At 61.0% G+C, this 17006-nt stretch carries 10 protein-coding genes; 7 read left to right on the forward strand and 3 right to left on the reverse strand.

Annotated features, from left to right (window positions below):
* Positions 1-24: 24 nt before the first annotated feature.
* The 6 genes from V6767_RS03765 to V6767_RS03790 are packed head-to-tail and all read left to right on the forward strand — an operon-like array spanning position 25 to position 6090.
* Positions 25-837 carry a sugar phosphate isomerase/epimerase family protein gene (locus V6767_RS03765; protein ID WP_448472209.1) on the forward strand — a complete coding sequence of 271 codons (813 nt, stop codon included), beginning with the start codon at positions 25-27 and terminating at the stop codon, positions 835-837.
* A gap of 29 nt (positions 838-866) precedes the next feature.
* Positions 867-1937, forward strand: a complete 1071-nt coding sequence (locus V6767_RS03770) for a Gfo/Idh/MocA family oxidoreductase (RefSeq protein WP_448472210.1) — start codon at positions 867-869, stop codon at positions 1935-1937.
* Between the two features lie 50 nt (positions 1938-1987).
* Positions 1988-3271, forward strand: coding sequence for an ABC transporter substrate-binding protein (locus V6767_RS03775; RefSeq protein ID WP_448472211.1), 1284 nt, complete (start codon positions 1988-1990; stop codon positions 3269-3271).
* A gap of 25 nt (positions 3272-3296) precedes the next feature.
* Positions 3297-4190 (forward strand): carbohydrate ABC transporter permease, encoded by an 894-nt coding sequence (locus tag V6767_RS03780; protein WP_448472212.1) that lies wholly within the window; start codon positions 3297-3299, stop codon positions 4188-4190.
* Positions 4187-5029: a carbohydrate ABC transporter permease gene (locus V6767_RS03785; RefSeq protein WP_448472213.1), complete on the forward strand. Its 843-nt coding sequence runs from the start codon at positions 4187-4189 to the stop codon at positions 5027-5029. The genes V6767_RS03780 and V6767_RS03785 overlap by 4 nt, the downstream gene beginning before the upstream one ends.
* 23 nt (positions 5030-5052) lie before the next feature.
* A complete protein-coding gene (locus V6767_RS03790) occupies positions 5053-6090 on the forward strand; it encodes an ABC transporter ATP-binding protein (protein WP_448472214.1) in 1038 nt (345 codons plus the stop codon).
* A gap of 414 nt (positions 6091-6504) precedes the next feature.
* Here V6767_RS03790 and V6767_RS03795 read toward each other — a convergent pair whose 3' ends face one another.
* Positions 6505-7680, reverse strand: a complete 1176-nt coding sequence (locus V6767_RS03795; RefSeq protein ID WP_448472215.1) for a TIGR03032 family protein — start codon at positions 7678-7680, stop codon at positions 6505-6507.
* 1265 nt (positions 7681-8945) lie between these two features.
* Here V6767_RS03795 and V6767_RS03800 point away from each other — a divergent pair.
* Positions 8946-14726, forward strand: a complete 5781-nt coding sequence (locus V6767_RS03800; protein WP_448472216.1) for an autotransporter outer membrane beta-barrel domain-containing protein — start codon at positions 8946-8948, stop codon at positions 14724-14726.
* 214 nt (positions 14727-14940) lie between these two features.
* On the opposite strand, the gene V6767_RS03805 is transcribed toward V6767_RS03800, so the two are convergent.
* The gene (locus V6767_RS03805) at positions 14941-16419 is read right to left on the reverse strand and encodes an inorganic phosphate transporter (protein ID WP_448472217.1); all 1479 of its coding nucleotides are present in this window, start codon (positions 16417-16419) and stop codon (positions 14941-14943) included.
* A gap of 54 nt (positions 16420-16473) precedes the next feature.
* Positions 16474-16944 carry an NUDIX hydrolase gene (locus tag V6767_RS03810; RefSeq protein WP_448472218.1) on the reverse strand — a complete coding sequence of 157 codons (471 nt, stop codon included), beginning with the start codon at positions 16942-16944 and terminating at the stop codon, positions 16474-16476.
* Positions 16945-17006 lie beyond the last annotated feature (62 nt).

The raw sequence follows: 17006 nt of genomic DNA on the forward strand, positions 1-17006 counted from the left end.
GCATGGCAACCAGGGGTTGTATTTATGGCCAGCGTTGATGCCATGGGTTCCGGCCAGGAAGCCGATTTCGAAACAATTCTTTCACTCCAGCTGTGGAGTTTGCGTCATCTCGGCGACCTGGAAGCGCAGCTTGCAGCGGCTGCCCGCGCCGGATATCGGCTCGTGGAGCCGATCGGCGCTCATCTTCATGATATCGAGCGCCTGAAAGCGGGCCTTGCCGAAAACAATCTGTCGGCCCCGAGCGGGCATATCGGCATGGCCGATCTGCGCACCCGGCTCAGCGAAACAGTGGACGCCTGCGGCCAGGTCGGCATGACACGGCTTTATATGCCCGCCTTTTCGGAGGCCGAGCGCGTTGGCAATGCGGATCATTGGCGTTCGCTCGGTCGCGAACTCGGCGAGGTGGCGACGCGTTTGGCCGCAAACGGCATCACGCTCGGCTACCACAACCATTTCTGGGAATTCGAGGTACTGGACAACGGAGAAACGGCGTTGGCGAACCTCTTCGCCGGCGCCAAGGGAACGCCGCTCTCGTGGCAGGCCGATATTGCCTGGATCTTCCGCGGAGGAGCTGATCCGGTCGCCTTCATGGAACGCTACGCCTCCATCCTCAATGCCGCCCATGTCAAGGATCAGGCGCCCGAAGGGGAAAAAGCCGACGAGGACGGGTGGTGCGATGTCGGGACGGGAATCCTCGGCTGGCCGAAACTGTGGAAGCAGGCGCGTCGCTTCGGAGCCGATTACATGGTCGTCGAGCATGACAACCCCGCCGATCCTTTCGCATTCGCCGCAAACAGCCATGCCTATCTGGCCCGCATGCTGCGCTCCGGCGCCTAGTACAAATCAGCAGATAATGGAATGCTAGCGTGACAAAGCAGAAAGTTGGAATTATCGGCCTCGGAATGGTCGCCCAGGTGGTTCATCTCCCGGTCCTCAAGGAACTGGGCGACCATTTCGAAATCACTGCACTTTGCGATATTTCGCCGAACCTGGTCGAGATTGTCGGCGCGCGGTTCCCCGGAGCGCGTCGTTATACCGATCATCAGACCATGCTCGGCAATGAAAATCTCGATGTCGTTGCTGTGGTCAACAGTGATGAATATCACGCCGATTGCGCTGTCGATGCGCTCACCGCCGGTTGCCATGTGCTGATCGAAAAGCCCGTCTGCCTGACGCTTTCCGACCTGGATCGCATCAAAGCTGCCCGGGACGCCTCTGGTCGCATCGCGATGGTGGGCTACATGCGCCGCTACGCCGGAGCCTACCGCTCACTGCTGACGAATATGCCGGCCCGCGATGACATACGCCATATCGCAGTGCGGGATATCATCGGTCCAAACAGCTACTTCCTCGATCAGACCGAAAAGGTTGTTTCGGCAAACGATCTCACGCAGGTCCAACTGGATGAACGCAAGGCGAGGGCGGCAGCACAAGTGGCTGAAGCGCTGGGTTCCGTCGGCAGCGCCCATGTCTCGGCCTACCGGATGCTTTGCGGGCTGGGCTCCCATGACCTGTCGGCGCTGCGCGGTCTGGTGGGCAGCCCGAAAAGAGTGGCGGGGGCCACCCAGAAAAGCGGAGGCGTTTTCGTCAGTGCGCTTCTCGATTACGGTAACTTCGCCGCGACATTCGAGATGGGAGTGGACAAGGTCGGTGATTTCGACGCCTACATCGAAATCTTCGCTGGCGACAAGCGGCACAGGCTCGATTATGACACGCCCTTCATCCGCCATCTCCCGACGACGCTGACGACAAAGAGCACTGTCGGAGAGACACTCGATACCGTGATCGGTCGTCCGACCTATCGCGATCCTTATACCAGTCAATGGCAGGCATTCCATCAGGCGATCGAAAGCGGTTCGGCCGTGGAGACCTCGCTTGAGGATGCTGCCGAGGATCTTCGGCTGTTTGCCGAGATTATCGCTGCGTTCCCGGATTGATCCCGGCGGCGCAGCATTGTTGAGAGCGCTCGTTCAATGAGGAGGAGAACATGAACGACTTTATGCGAATGAAACGCCGTACCTTTCTGGCTGGCAGCGCGGCCGCGATCGGCGCCGCCGGACTGCCATCCCTGGCCTTCGGCGCGGAGGAAATCACATTCTGGGACATGGTCTGGGGCGCGTCCGGCTACACCGATGCTGCTCGGAAAGTCGCGCTTGCCTATGAGCCCGCAGCCGGACTTGGCGAAGTCAGCTATCAATCGATTCCCTGGGCAAACTGGTATCAGACCTTCACCTCGGCCGCCGCCTCGCGCACGACTCCGGCCGTGAGTTCCGGCGCGGCCTTTCTGCCGTTCTATTTCATGGAACAGGGGGTCATGATCCCCGCCGACAATCTGGTCTCGAAGCTGGATGCCGCGGGCAAGAACGATTTTCTCCCCGGGGTGCTTGATGCAATGACGACGCATGACGGCATTGCCGCCATGCCCTGGACGATGGATCTGAGAGTGCTGTGGTATCGCCGGTCGTTGCTCGAAAAGGCCGGAGCCGACGTGCCGACGGATTGGGACAGCTACATTGCCGCCGGCGAGAAGCTGGCGAAGATCGGTGCTGTGGGGCTTGGCCTTGCGGCCAGTTCGACGACCACCGACGCAAAGCACACGATTTCCGCTTTGATGATCAACAATGGCGGCGGTTTTTTCGCTGAGGACGGTTCGCTTGACTGCGTCAACGACCGCAATATCGAGACCCTTGATTTTCTGAAGGAGTGCGTTGCCAAGAAAATCATCGATCCCTACGCGATCAGCTACAGCAGCGACAATGTTGAAACCGACTGGATTAACGGACATATCGCCATGGGCTTCGGGCAGACTGGCATGGACCGGATCGTTCCGGAAAACGAGCGGGATGATCTCCAGCTCGCAAATCCGATTCTCGGGCCGCATGGGGAGAAGGGAACGGTCTACTACCTCAATCCCCTGATGATGTTCGATACGACCCCCTCGCAGGATTCCTCGGAAGCCTTCCTCGAGTACTACCTCGACAATATCAAGGCCTATTGGGAAACCGGCGTGATCACCGATCTCCCGGTCAAGAGAAGTATCGCCGACCTCCCTGTCATTCAGAACAATCCGAAGCTTGTCCTTGCAATCAACGAGTGGCAGCCACACGGCAAGACCATCGCGGCCCAATCCAATGAAGCGTTCGGCGCGCTCAATGCCGTCGACGGCGGAAACGCGACGGCAACTTTTGCCCAGCGCATCGTTGAGGGTAAGTCGGATTCCCGCAAGCTGCTTGAGGATCTGCAGGGGCAGCTAGAGAAAATCATGAACTGACAAGACAGGATATGGCGACAGCGCAATGTCAATGTTGTTTCAAGACACGTCCACCGCACGCCGCCGCCGGCTGACGATGGCAGGGCTCGCCCTGCCATCGATCCTGCTGATGGCGCTGGTCAACGGTTATCCGGTTGTCGTCGCGGCGGTGCAGTCCGTTCACGACGGGGGCCTTCTGAAGCTCGGCGATTTCGTTGGCGCCGAAAACTACATTCGTGTTTTCCGGGACCCGCTTTTCTGGAAGTCACTGCGCTTCACCGTTCTGTTCGCCATATGCGGCGTGTTCGGCAGTTGGGTCGTCGGTTTTGGGCTAGCTCTGTTTTTGAAAACCCGTTTTCCAGGAAGCGCCATTTTCCGGGTGTTGCTGTTGCTGCCATGGATCGTGCCGATCGTCGTGACAGCGATGGGCTGGAACTGGCTGGTTGCCACCCGGAACAGCATCATGCCGCAACTGGCAGAGGCTCTCGGCTTCGGGCCGGTTATGTTCCTGGCCGATCCGACCATGGCAGTGATCACAGTCTGCGTGTTCAAAATATGGATCAGCTATCCCTTCATGATGATGATGGCCGCAGGCGCGCTTGAAACGGTTGACCAGAGCGCGATCGAGGCAGCTCGGGTTGACGGCGCCGGTTCGTGGAACCTGCTGGTCCACATGATCCTGCCCATGACGGCGCGGTCCACCTATATCAGCTGGATCCTTATGACGATGTTCTCCGTGAATGACTTTCCGACGATCTTCCTGTTGACGGGCGGCGGGCCGGTCAACGCCACGAGCTCGTTGGTGGTGATGGCCTATCGCACCGTCTTCCAGGATTTCCAGCCGGGTTATGGCATCGCCATTACTTTTGTCATCACCACGGTGCTGGCTGTTCTCTCGCTCTGCCTGTTCAATCTCATCAGAAAGTCGAGCGTTTCATGAGTGTTGTCCCTCCTGTTTCCAAAAAGGCGCGGCAGCGCGCCATGATGGGGCTGATCCGGCTTCTGTTCGCCATGGTGATCACGGCCATCCTTCTTACGCCGATCCTGGCGGTGTTCTGGTTGTCGCTGCGCCCGCGGCTCTATTCGGACATCGTTGGTCCGACGCTCGACAATTTCCGGTATATTCTCGTCAATACCAACGTATTGACCTGGACGGTCAACAGTCTTTCGGTCGCCCTGTTCGCCACGGTGGCGTCGCTGCTTGTCGCTGCGCCTGCAGGCTATGTTCTTTCCCGGGCCAAGGGGGGGATCGTCTCGATCTACGCGATGAGTATCTTCGTCATCCAGTCTTTCCCGGTTGTGGTTTTCGTCATTCCGCTTTTCGTCATGTTCGCCGCTGTTCATCTCGTGGACACGCTTGCCGGCGTGGCGATCATCTACGTGGCGACGTCGGTTTCGGTCGCCTGCTGGATGATGTCGGCCTATTTCGACACGATACCGAAGGAGCTTGAGGAGGCAGCCTGGATCGACGGCTGCTCGGTGTTGAGCGCCTTCGTGCGCATCGTGCTGCGCAATTCGCTGCCTGGAATCCTGTCCACGGCGATCTACAGCTTCCTTCTGGCCTGGAATGACTACCTGATCGCGCTGGTCTTTCTCCGGTCTGATTCCAACTTCACTCTGCCGATCGGACTTCAGACCTTCTTCCAGCAGAACCAGACCGACTGGGGCCCGGTGATGGCCTGTGCCGTCATCATGCTGCTGCCGCCGGTTCTGGTTTTCGCATTTCTCAATCGTTTCTTCAGCATCGGCGGCGTCGGCGGCGCGCTTGCAGGCAAATAGCCGGACAGCCCGGGGAGATTTAAATGGCTGAAATGAACATCGACACAGTTGGTAAATTTTACGGCGCCTACGAGGCGCTGAAACAGGTTTCCGTCGAGATCGAGGACGGGGAGTTCGTCATCCTCGTCGGACCGTCCGGTTGCGGAAAGTCGACACTTCTGCGCATGATCGCGGGACTGGAAGACATATCCTCTGGCGAGATCCGGATCGCCGATCGGGTTGTGAACGATCTCGCGCCTAAGGATCGCGATATCGCCATGGTGTTCCAGAACTATGCCCTCTATCCGCACATGACGGTTGCGGAAAACATGTCCTTCGCGCTGAAGATGAAGCGCGTTCCCAAGGCGGAAATCGATGCAAAGGTCCGTCAGGCCGCAGATATTCTCGGCCTTGGCGCGCTTCTTGAACGCCGTCCGCGCGAATTGTCCGGCGGACAGCGGCAGCGCGTCGCGATGGGTCGCGCGATCGTGCGCGATCCGCAGGTCTTTCTCTTCGATGAACCGCTTTCCAATCTCGACGCCAAGCTGCGCGTGCAGGTGCGCGCCGAGATCAAGGAGCTTCATCAGCGGATGAAAACGACGATCATCTATGTCACCCACGATCAGATCGAGGCGATGACCATGGCCGACAAGATCGTCGTGATGAAGGATGGCCAAATTGAACAGGTGGGCGCGCCGCTGGAGCTCTATGACCATCCGGCCAACATGTTCGTTGCCGGCTTCCTCGGTTCGCCATCGATGAACTTCATCCGCGGCACGGTCACCGACAGCGGCTTCCGCATCTCGGGCGATCACGAGCTTCCCCTTGCGGATAAACGCGAAGCTGCTGTCTACGGGATACGGCCTGAAAACATCGCCCTTGATCCGAACGGCTTGCCTGCCGAAGTCGTCGTTGTCGAGCCCACCGGATCCGAAACGCAGGTCATCTTTCGCCTTGGCGATGAGCAGATTGTCGGCATTTTCCGTGAGCGGATCGAAGCCCGACCGGGCGATGTGCTGAAGTTGTTGCCCGATGTCACCAAGGTCCACTTATTCGACCGCGAAGGTATGAGAGCTAGCTGAAGCGAACCATGATGACGGGTGTTAAGTCACCAGAAGAGGATCGTCCAACGTCCGGTGAGACCTGTTTCATCTATGGACGCAATCCGATGCGTGGAAGTCTCCCATCACAACAAAGTACATCGCGAAGTCAATTCCGAGCTAACGGCATCCGGCCTCAGATTGGGGGCTTTGCTGATGCGACGGAGCTGTAAGCCGTTGTAAAAGTGGAGTTTTAGTGAATGTGAACTCATCACGATTTGGGCCCTCGGTTCATATCCCTTCAAGACCTTGTTGATGTGCATTCCCGCGGGCTGCGTCATCCCAACAGCAAGGCGGAGGCTCCTTGCTATGCGTTCCAAAAATGAAATCAGAGACCATGTCGCTTTCAGCCTGTCCTCAGGCCGCTTTCCTGGCCCATGTTTGCAGAGAGCCATCTCAATGCCACCCGCGCTCGCTGAGCGGCCGGTCGGGTTCTTCGATGGTGATGAAGCTGGCGAGTTCAGGGCCGAAGGTCGGCAGTGCCATCGGGCATTTCACGCCGGGCAGGACCCTGACGTCGAACAGTTCCTTGATCCCGCCCTCAAGCCGAAGCCATTCCACGATATCGCCATTGGCGGTGTTGATGATCTGGAGCCCGCACCACGCTTCGGCCTTTCTGCCGTCGAGCTCGTTCTGAAGGTTGAGGCCGGAAAAGACGCCATCGCGGCGCGGCAGCGAGAGGCCGACAAAGGCATGACCGTCATGGAAGGACAGCCCGCGCAGAAAACCGGGGCAGAATGCGACGCGTTCGCGCGTCCCGGCTTGTAGGTCCATGCGCGTCAGATAGCCGTTGCCGGAATCGAGGAACCACAGTGCGCCATTGTGAAGCCGCGGCGAGTGCGGCATGGAAAGCCCTTCCGCGACGACCTCGTCGGTCTGGACATCGACGACAACGCCGCCATCGCGACGATGGTCGCGCCAGCCGTCAACGATGTCCGTGGTCGAGACCGAGGTGACAAAGCGCGGCACGCCGTTTTCCATCGCAAGTCCGTTCAGGTGACAGCGATCTTCCGGCGCCAGCCGGGAGATATAGGGCGGCCGCCAGACCGGCTTAAACGAATGCGCCACGCTGTCGGTCGCCAGGCACGAATATTTCGTGTTGACGAAGATCAGACGCCCTGCAGCGTCGATGCCGAGTTCGTGCACGTCGAGGTCCGACACGGTCTGACCGCGGCGCGGCACATAGAGTTTGTCGAAATGGTCATTGGCCCGCTCGTGCGGCGCAAGCACATTCTCGAACCGCCAGATCTGGGCAAGTCCCGCAAGAAGCAGACGCTGGCTGTCGCCGATGAGCCCCATGGCGCGGACGAAGTTGCGCTGGTGCAGGGACAATGAGCCGTTCGGCAGGGTACCGACCAGGAAGAGCTGCCCCGTCTGGTAGGAGGTAAATGCCAGCGAGCAGTTGTGCATGGCAAGCCACTGGGGAAAGCCGCGGGAACAGGTAACGCTCGTCTGAAGCGGTTCAGAGGGGCCGACCGGCGCGTCGGCGCGCGGCGGCTGTGCCGGATTGGCGTCCGCACCTTCGCTGGTATTGTTTAAAGAAGGATCGGCTTCGTTGGCATCGGCGGTCATTGAGCTGTCTCGGCGCACTTGTTTTCGTTATCGGGCTTCTGCCGCACTCCGGCTTTTGGCAGCAATAGACAGCAGAAGCGCAGACCAGGCAAGAACCACACGCATAAGGGATTCTGTCTCCGGAAATGCAATCAAGTTTCTGATCTTTTTGACGAAAGTTCAAAAAAAGACCGCCGGATCGGAACTTGGAAGCTGGATTACTGGCTCAACTTCCGCCATCGCTAATAGAGATGAAAAAAATAACGGGCCGGTTTGCTTGTAGGCCGGAGAGGGGATCAGCGATGGCAGGTAGAGCGGGCAGAAAAGAGACCGGGTCGGTTTCTGGCGATATCCATCAGGCGCGGAAACTGAAGCGGAAGCGCGCAAAATGGATTGCCTCGTCCTTCCTGTTTCAATCAACGGCGCTCGCCGGCACGTTGGCGGGCGTGCCGATGCCGTTTTATGCGGGCCGCACCTATTCGCGCGCCTATGCCCAATCGTCCTGTGATCCTGCGTCGACGAACAATTACATTAACGATCGAAGCACCATTAGCACGACGACCTTTGACTGCACGATCTCATCATCTTCGGAAGTCACGAGGCCGCAATATGCTTACGGCGGTTCCCTGACCTTTTATCAAGCGCAGTACACCTACTATAACAAGCAAGGCTACTCTAGTCCCCCGAAGTACGCGCAGCCTGGATTGAACATTACGGTTAACAACAACGCGACGCTGAATGTTTCCGAAGAAGGGGCATCCAACGGACTGATTTCATTTCCGAAAAGCCTCTATTCGACGAACTTTTACCGTAAGAATCAGTCTGATGCGTTGCGTGTTGTTTCAGTGGGAAGCGGCTCCTTCAGCTCGGAGGTGGAGCCCAAATACTACCAAAAGTATTTTGGCGGAGACGGAGGCACCGTCATTATACAAAATGGCGGAGAGATTGAATATGCCGCGAGGCATGGCATCTATGCGGTTAGCGCCGGCGGTACGGCATATGGAACCTTTGGAGGCAATGCCGGAACCGTCGCTGTCACCTCGACGGCCGATGTTACCGCACAAGGTTTTGGTGTCGTCGCCATCAGTCGCGGCGGGGCTACCTGGGCACTGACCGGCGGTTCGGGGAATAGCGCGACCGTCACAATCACTGGCGATGTCAGCACCATCGCTTCCCTGGACGCCGGCGGCGGCGTTTTTGTTGCGTCATATGGCGGCAATAGCCCGAACAATATTTCGTGGGGCGACGCAGAAGGCGGCACAGGCGGGCAGGCGGGTACCGCCACCTTGAGCCTCGGTTCGAGTGGCAGTGCGTTCTCGGGCTCGATTTCCACAGTCGCTGCCGGGGAGATCGGCGACGACTGGACGTTTACCAAGCGCAGCACCGGCGCGGCGCTTTCAGCCGTCAGTTACGGGGGGCAGGGGCCGGTAAACACCAATGGTTCGGGCGGCGGGTACAATGGCGGCGACGGCGGCAAGGTATATGTGAATGTCTATGGTGCCTCAGCCACCAGTATCAGCACCTCCGGCGACGAGTCCGCCGGATTTTTTGCTGCCAGCTACGGCGGTTCCAGTCTGAACTATTACAACGCTTCCAAGCAGGGAGGCGCGGCAGATTCCGTAACTGTCAGCCTCCAGGGTGGCGGACGCATTTCGACTGCGGGGAGCAACTCCAGCGGTATTATAGCGACCTCGTTGGGTGGGCTTGGTCAGATTGCATCCCAGGCATCGAGCGCAAACGGTGTCGGCGGCTCCGGTGGTAATATTTCGGTCACGACTGATTTTTCGATCACGACCAAAGGCGACCATTCCCAGGGCATTGCCGCTATCTCGTCAGGCGCAGGCGGTGGCTTATACGTCTGGGATGGCAATGGTGGCTTCCAGTGGGGCGATAGCAATATCGCGTCCAATTCCAGCGGGGCGGTAACGGTCACAAACACCGGCGAGATCGATGTTCACGGTATCGATTCTCACGGTATCGTTGCCCAGTCGATCGGCGGCGGCGGCGGGATGTTGCAGTCAACCGCCACCTTGGCCACAACCAGCTATAGCTCCGGCTATGCGATTTCGACATCGCAAAGCCAGCAGACTGTTGGCGGGCAGAGCGCGGCATCCCATTCTAGCGCTGTAACGGTTACCAACCGTGGCGATATCTGGACCCATGGCGGCTATGCTACGTCCACGACATCAGCGAGCAGTTCCGACAGTACCGAACTTGGCGGTGGCATTGCGATCCTTGCCCAGTCGATCGGCGGCGGTGGCGGCGCCAATGGCGGAAAGGGGGCGATCGGAAATATTGGAGGCGCTGGTTCCAACACTGGCGGAGGCAGCAACGGCAGTACAGTTTCCGTCTATAATTCCGGCAATTTGACGACGGTAGGCTCTGAAGCGCATGGCATCGTTGCCCAGTCGATTGGCGGCGGCGGCGGGCAGGGACGCAACAAAAAAGGGCTTTTCGGTGCTGTTGGCGGTTCTGGTGGCCCTGGCGGCGGTGGCGGATATGCCGTTGTCAAGCATGAGGACAGCAGCAACATCACCGTCAGCGGCGACTATGCTTCCGGCATCATCGTGCAATCGGTTGGCGGCGGTGGCGGTGTGGGCGGCCAGGCCACAGCCTGGGGCATCGGCATCAGCAGCGCCACGGGCGGCAGCGGCGGAAGCGGCGGCGGTGGCGGAACGGCTAAGGTTGTCCAGTTCGGCGACGCAGGGACCATCGCGACGGCAGGCTATCACGGCACGGCGCTGCTCGTGCAGTCGATCGGCGGCGGCGGCGGGGTTGGCGGCAATGCCAAATCCACCAGCGCCAGCGCCGGTCTCGGCATTTCCATTGCCCATGGCGGCAGCGGCGGCCTCGGCGGAAGCGGTGGCAGCGCGCTCGCCTATACCAACGGCAAGGTGGTGACGACCGGAACCGATGCGGCAGCGCTGGTGGTGCAATCGATCGGAGGCGGCGGCGGCAATGGCGGCGTGGCGAGCGCCAAGGCGCTGACAGAGGGCGTTCCGTTTGATGAGGTCGGCAATACCGTGTCCCTCAGCATTTCGATCTCCCATGGCGGATCGGGGGGAAGCGGCGGCAATGGTGGAACGGCCGAAGCCCATGTCTATGCGGGATCGCATATCTCGACATCCGGTGATGGAGCGGTGGGTGTTCTTGTGCAGTCGATCGGCGGCGGCGGCGGCAGTGGCGGCGACTCCACCGCAACTGCCGCAAGCAAGGCTCTGCCCAAGATTCTTAGCGGCGGAAACGATGATGACGAGCCCGCCGGCAAGGTCTTTAATATCGACATTGATGTTCCCCTGGGCGGCGCAGGCGGGAATGGCGGCTACGGCGGCCATGCCTACGGGCACATTGTTGGCTCAGTCTCCACATCTGGCGCGCTCGCCGATGGCATGCTGGTCCAGTCGATCGGCGGCGGCGGCGGTGCTGCGGGTGCGGGCAAGGGCACCGCGACGGCTGTTAACGGTTCCGTGTCAGGCACACTCACCATCGCCGTCGGCGGCGCGAACGGCGGCGGTGGCAACGGCGGAGGAAAAAACGCTCAAGATCCTCTCCTGGTACAGGCCGGGCTCGCCGACGGCGCCTCGGTCGCAACGACCGGGCTCGGCTCACGCGGTATCGTCGCCCAGTCGATCGGCGGCGGCGGCGGCTCGGGTGGCGGCGGGACCGGCGATGACAGTGCATCCTGGGCGCTGACGATTGGGCTTGGCAGCACGGGCGGCAGCGGCGGCGATGGCGGCAATGTCTATGCGTGGAATGCCGGCACCATCACGACCGCCGGCGACGATGCGACCGGGATTGTGGCCCAGTCCATCGCCGGCGGCGGCGGAACGGCGGGCCTCGGCACCTCTTCGCTCACCCATACCAAGGCCAAGCAGGATGCAAACAGCGACAGTTCCGATACGAGCGACGACACGAGTGACTCTTCCAGCAGCAAGACCACGACAACCAACTATCTGAGCGTGGGAACCGGAGCGGGCGGCGGCGGGGGCACCGCCGGCTTCGTGTCCGTCGGCGTTGCCTCGAAGGGCGGCGCCGTCAAATCGGGCAGGATTGTCACCACCGGTGACATCTCCCACGGCATTCTCGCCCAGTCGATCGGCGGCGGCGGCGGCGCGGGCGCGACCTCCAACTCCTCTTCATCCTCAAAGCCGGATGTGAAAATGTCCCTCGGCATGGCCGGCGGCAATGGTGGCAGCGCCGAGGATGTGCTTGTCTACGCGAGCGACATCTCGACCTCGGGCTTTGCCTCCAGTGCTGTCGTGGCACAGTCGCTCGGCGGCGGCGGCGGTGTCGGAACCTCATCGGGCTTTGCTGTTTCCAGCGTCGACTTGCGGCTGGGCTCGACCCCAAATCAGAACAGCGGCGGTGGAACGGGGGCAGAGGTCACCGTTCACGTTCTCGACGGCGCAACCCTGAAGACGGAGGGCGACAGTGCGCACGGCGTCATCGCCCAGTCTGTCGGCGGGGGCGGAGGGCTCGGCATCACCGCGCTCGGAACGGCAACCACGGCCAACGACGATACCGTGTCGGGTGTCATTTCCGTTACCCTCGGGACGGATACCAGTACGGGCAACTCAGCAACGACGCAATTCGGCAATAGCGTGACGATTGACCACAATGGCACGATCACGACTGCCGGGACGCGCGCATTGGGCATCGTCGCGCAGTCGATCGGCGGCAGCGGCGGATTCCTGTCGGCCTCGACCCAGAACATCGCTTCGGTGAACTGGGTTGAAAGCCAGACGCCCGCTCCGGGCAATGATGTATCGGCGACACTGACCGGCGGGACCATTGTCACATCCGGTGACGGCGCGATTGGTATTCTCGCGCAGTCGATCAGCGGCGGCGGCGGCGGCGTGGGCGACTTTGCCGCCCCGATGAAACTCCTCTCTGGCAATTCTTCCGGCAGTTACGGTGGCGGCTCCGCCCAAAGCTCCGGATATGTGTCTGTGTCGCTGGATGCCGAATCGTCGATCAGGACAACCGGTGCGAATGCCCATGGCATCCTCGCTCAATCGCTCGCCGGCAGCGGCGGCCTTTTCATGAACAATGGCAGCCTCTACGCCGGCTCGCGCGGACTGAATGGCGGGGCGCAGAATAGCGGGCACGTCACGGTCAGCGTGGATGGCAGCGTGTCTTCGGCAAAGGGCTGGGGCGTGTTTGCGCAGACCCAGGACGGGACCGTCAATGTCACCGTCGGCTCCGGCGGTACGATTGCCGGCACTGGCGCTTCCGGCGTTTCCGCAGGCGCGGTTTACGGCGTCGTCACGGCCAGCGGCAACACCGTGCTTGATAACGCGGGCACAGTGTCGGGCAATGTCGTCTCGTCGCGCGGCGGCAACGTCACCGCGTCAAACCCGGCGGACGGGACGGTTACCCTCGGCGTCGCGCCCGGCCTCAGTCTTTTCCTGAACCAGGGCACCGGCACCTTCGTCACCGGCGCGATCGCCGATGTCGACGGGATCGTTAATGCCGGGACGATGGATATCGGCGGCGAATGGAACACGATCGAAACCACGGTCACCGGCGACCTCGTCGGTGTCGGCACAGCGGATGCGGGCAGCCCCTATGACGCGGCAGACCTCGGCCTTTCGAGCGGGTTCTCGCCATTCAGCTATTATCATCGCAGCGAGAAACTGGACTGGCGGACATCGACGGCCAGCAGGGGTGGTCTCATCGCGGGCCTGGACGTCGATATGGAACGCGGGCTCGCGGACAAGCTGTTGATCCAGGGCGACTTTGCAGGTCGCTGGGGCGTTGATGTCAACGGCAACGCGCTTTTGCCGAATACGCGGACGGAGTTCCTGAAGGTCGAAGGCGCCGACAGTTCGGATCTATCGATCCTGCCGTCGCTGGTCTTTGACTTCACCGATGTCACGACCTCGTCTGCCGGCTGGACCGGGTTCTCGGTGGCAGACGCTCATTTCACGGACAACGGCGTTTCGCTTGGCCGCAATGGAAGCCAGGCCTCGTCGGCCATGCAGCAGGCCTGGAACAGGATTGAGGACGGCTCGGCGACGGAGGTGAAGTTCGGCGCCGACGAAATCTCGCTCGGTCAGGTGTTCGGCGCGTTCCATCAGTCGACGCCCGAGACCTTCTCCGACATGTTGCTGGAAACGGTGTCGCAAACGGCCGCCGCGCCGCTTTCGTCGTCTCCTTCCGCGGCGATCAGCGCCGCCAACAGCGTGCTGTCATGCCCGGCCTTCGAGACATCCGGCGTGATGATGGATGAAGGCTCCTGTGTCTGGGCGCGTGCCCTGGGCGGAGAATCAACGCAGGACAGCCAGGGTGACGCAAGCGGCTATACCCAATCGACCGGCGGTCTGCAGATCGGCGGTCAGAAGGAGCTCGGCGACGGCTGGTTCCTCGGTTCTGGCCTAACCTATCAAAGCAGCTGGTTCCGCAATGACAGCGGCTCCCAAAAACTGGATCAGGATTCCTTCGTCGGCGCCGTCGCGTTGAAGAAGGAAGTCGGTCCATGGCTGTTCGGCCTTGTCGGCGGCGGCGGTTACAATTGGGGCGATTCCAAGCGCTATATCAACCTCGACACGCTTTCGGCGACAGCAACCGGAAATCCGGATTCGGCGATGGTCTTCGGCCGTTTCCGGGCATCCTACGAAATCGCGCTCGGCGATGAATACTACATGCGCCCGCGCGTCGATCTCGACGTCATCAACATGCATCAGTATGGCTATACCGAAAGCGGCGCGGGCGCGCTCAATCTCATGGTCGACGGCAATTCCGATACGGCTTTCGGCATAACGCCGGGGATCGAGTTCGGCGCCCGGATACCCTTCCTCGAAGACTGGCCGGCCCGGTTTTACGGCGATCTCGGCGTGTCCTTCATCTCGGCGGATGAATGGGAGACGACGTCGCGGTTTGCCGGCCTGTCATCGATGGACAGCTTCTCGACCTTCACCCCGATCGCGGACACGGTGGGCCATGTGACGCTCGGCCTCGAACTTGCCAAACGGCAGGGCATGGAGCTGAAGCTGCAATATGACGGCTCATTTGCCGAAGACTATCGCTCCCATACGGGATCGCTCCGCCTCGGCTACAGGTTCTGAGACTTTCTGCGCGCAGGACGGGATGGCAGGGTTATGCAGACAGGGCGTTGGAACGGCATGCCAATCGGTGTGGCTTCAGTGATTGAGAGCGAACGCCTTTGCGCGGAAAGGGTTTCTGGCCAAGTTGGCTGTGCTGGGAATGCGCGCAGAGCCGTTCCGCCGGCACTCAGCCGTTGACACTCTCCGCGTTCTTCTACCAAGTCAGATGCAGGCTCTAGAACCCGATTGCGCGCAGTAGCAGGAAACATGCGGCGGATAGGAGCGCTGCTGCGGGCACAGTGATCACCCAGGCTGCGATGATCGTCATGAAGTGGGAGCGGCGGACGAGTTTGCGGCGGGCGCGTTCCTGCCCGGGCAGCCTGCGATCGGCCGGGCGTTCCCGCGTCAGGCGACGCGCGCGCCGTTCGGTGTACCACTCCCGGAAGAAACCGACACCGAAGACCCCGCCGACCGCAATGTGGGTGGAGCTCACCGGCAGTCCCAGCCAGGATGCCGCAATGACGGTAACCGCTGCCGACAGCGCCACGCAATAGGCCCGCATCGGATTGAGCTTGGTGATCTGGCTGCCGACCATGCCGATCAGCTTGGGCCCGAACAGCACAAGGCCGAAGGAAATGCCGAGCGCGCCGATCAGCATCACCCAGAGCGGTATCGAGACCTCGCCCGCCACGCTTGAGGACTGATGCACATAGGCGATCGCGGCAAGCGGCCCGACAGCGTTGGCGACGTCATTGGCGCCGTGGGCGAAGGAGAGCAGCGCCGCAGAGACGACGAGCGGCGCGCTGAACAGGGATTTCAGCGACCGGTTCCGGTTTTCAAGCCCTTCCGACTGCCGCCGGATCAGCGGCACGGACAATAGGCCCATTGCCACGCCAACGACCACACCGATCAGCAGCGCGGTGGAGAGGTCAATGGCCAGCACATGTTTCAGGCCCTTGAGCGCAAGATAGGTGGCGAAGGCCGCGCTCATCACGCCGATCAGCACCGGGACCCAGGTCCGGGCCGCGGCGATCTTGTCGTCGACATAGATGACCCGCCATTTGATGAAGGCGAGCATCGCCGCGGCGAAAATGCCGCCGAGCAGCGGCGAAATCACCCAGCTTGCGGCAATCTTGCCCATCGTCGCCCAGTCGACGGTTCCAAGCCCCGCGGCAACGATGCCCGCGCCCATGACGCCGCCGACGACGGAATGCGTGGTCGAGACTGGCGCGCCGATCCAGGTGGCGATATTGACCCAGATCGATGCCGCCAGCAGCGCCGCCATCATCGCCCGCACGAACACTGCCGTGTTGGAAAGCGCCGAGGGGTCGATGATGCCCTTGGAAATCGTGGACACCACATCACCGCCTGCCAGCAGCGCGCCGGCGCTTTCGAAAACGGCGGCGATGGCGATGGCGCCCAGCAGCGACAAGGCTTTCGCCCCGACCGCCGGCCCCATATTGTTCGCCACGTCATTCGCGCCGATATTGAGCGCCATATAGGCCCCGAAGGCGGCGGCGACGATCAGCGCCAGGCTCTGCGGTTCGCCGCCGGCGAAAATCGCGGCGGCCACGGCTGCAAACGAAACGAAGACAAGGCTGACGCCAACCCCCACCAGGGGGCGCGAGGCGTACATGGAGGCTTCCTCAAGCCGCGAAAGACGGTTCAGGTCCTTGTCGAGCGTCTTCCATTGCCGGGTGGCGTCATCGGTCAATATGATTTTCCTTGAAGTCCTGAAAACCGCCGGCTTGTGGCACGGCTCTCAACGTCACCGTGCCTGTTCGAGAAGGGCCGGCAGATCCTTCAGGATCGCCTTCAGCTGAGGCTCTTCCACGATCCGTGCCGCATCGTCGTGGTGCATCCATCTGCGCTCGCGCTCTCCCATTTCCGGAAATGTGTCGGCAAGCTCGATCACCCTGATCGCATAGACATAGACATCCGTGGTCACCGGCAATCCGCCATCGACGATCTTGTTGTAGCGATAGCGTCCGATGCGCCTTGCTTCGCCGCCGCGATGAACCCCGGCCTCTTCCCATGCCTCTTCCAGCGCCGTGCCGGTTCCATCCGTGCCGGCGACAGGCCATCCCTTCGGGATGATCCAGCGCCTGGTCGTGCGCGAGGTGATGAGCAGGACCTCCGGTCCGGCATTTCCCTGTCGATAGCAGAGCGCGGCGATCTGCACATGTGCAGGCCGGCCGAGCAGAGGGGCGAGATAGCTATTCCAGATCCTTGAAAACATCGGGACACCGTTCAGGAGCGGTCAATATCCCCGCTGCTTATTAAAATGCCAGCCCGATCACA

It is taken from the genome of Martelella sp. FLE1502 (genome assembly GCF_053484255.1).

Excerpts from the sequence above, each read along its gene's own strand:
- V6767_RS03765 (WP_448472209.1), top strand. The coding sequence starts at position 25 with ATGGCCAGCGTTGATGCCATGGGTTCCGGCCAGGAAGCCGATTTCGAA.
- V6767_RS03775 (WP_448472211.1), top strand. The coding sequence starts at position 1,988 with ATGAACGACTTTATGCGAATGAAACGCCGTACCTTTCTGGCTGGCAGC.
- V6767_RS03780 (WP_448472212.1), top strand. The coding sequence starts at position 3,297 with ATGTCAATGTTGTTTCAAGACACGTCCACCGCACGCCGCCGCCGGCTG.
- V6767_RS03785 (WP_448472213.1), top strand. The coding sequence starts at position 4,187 with ATGAGTGTTGTCCCTCCTGTTTCCAAAAAGGCGCGGCAGCGCGCCATG.
- V6767_RS03790 (WP_448472214.1), top strand. The coding sequence starts at position 5,053 with ATGGCTGAAATGAACATCGACACAGTTGGTAAATTTTACGGCGCCTAC.
- V6767_RS03795 (WP_448472215.1), bottom strand. The coding sequence starts at position 7,680 with ATGACCGCCGATGCCAACGAAGCCGATCCTTCTTTAAACAATACCAGC.
- V6767_RS03810 (WP_448472218.1), bottom strand. The coding sequence starts at position 16,944 with ATGTTTTCAAGGATCTGGAATAGCTATCTCGCCCCTCTGCTCGGCCGG.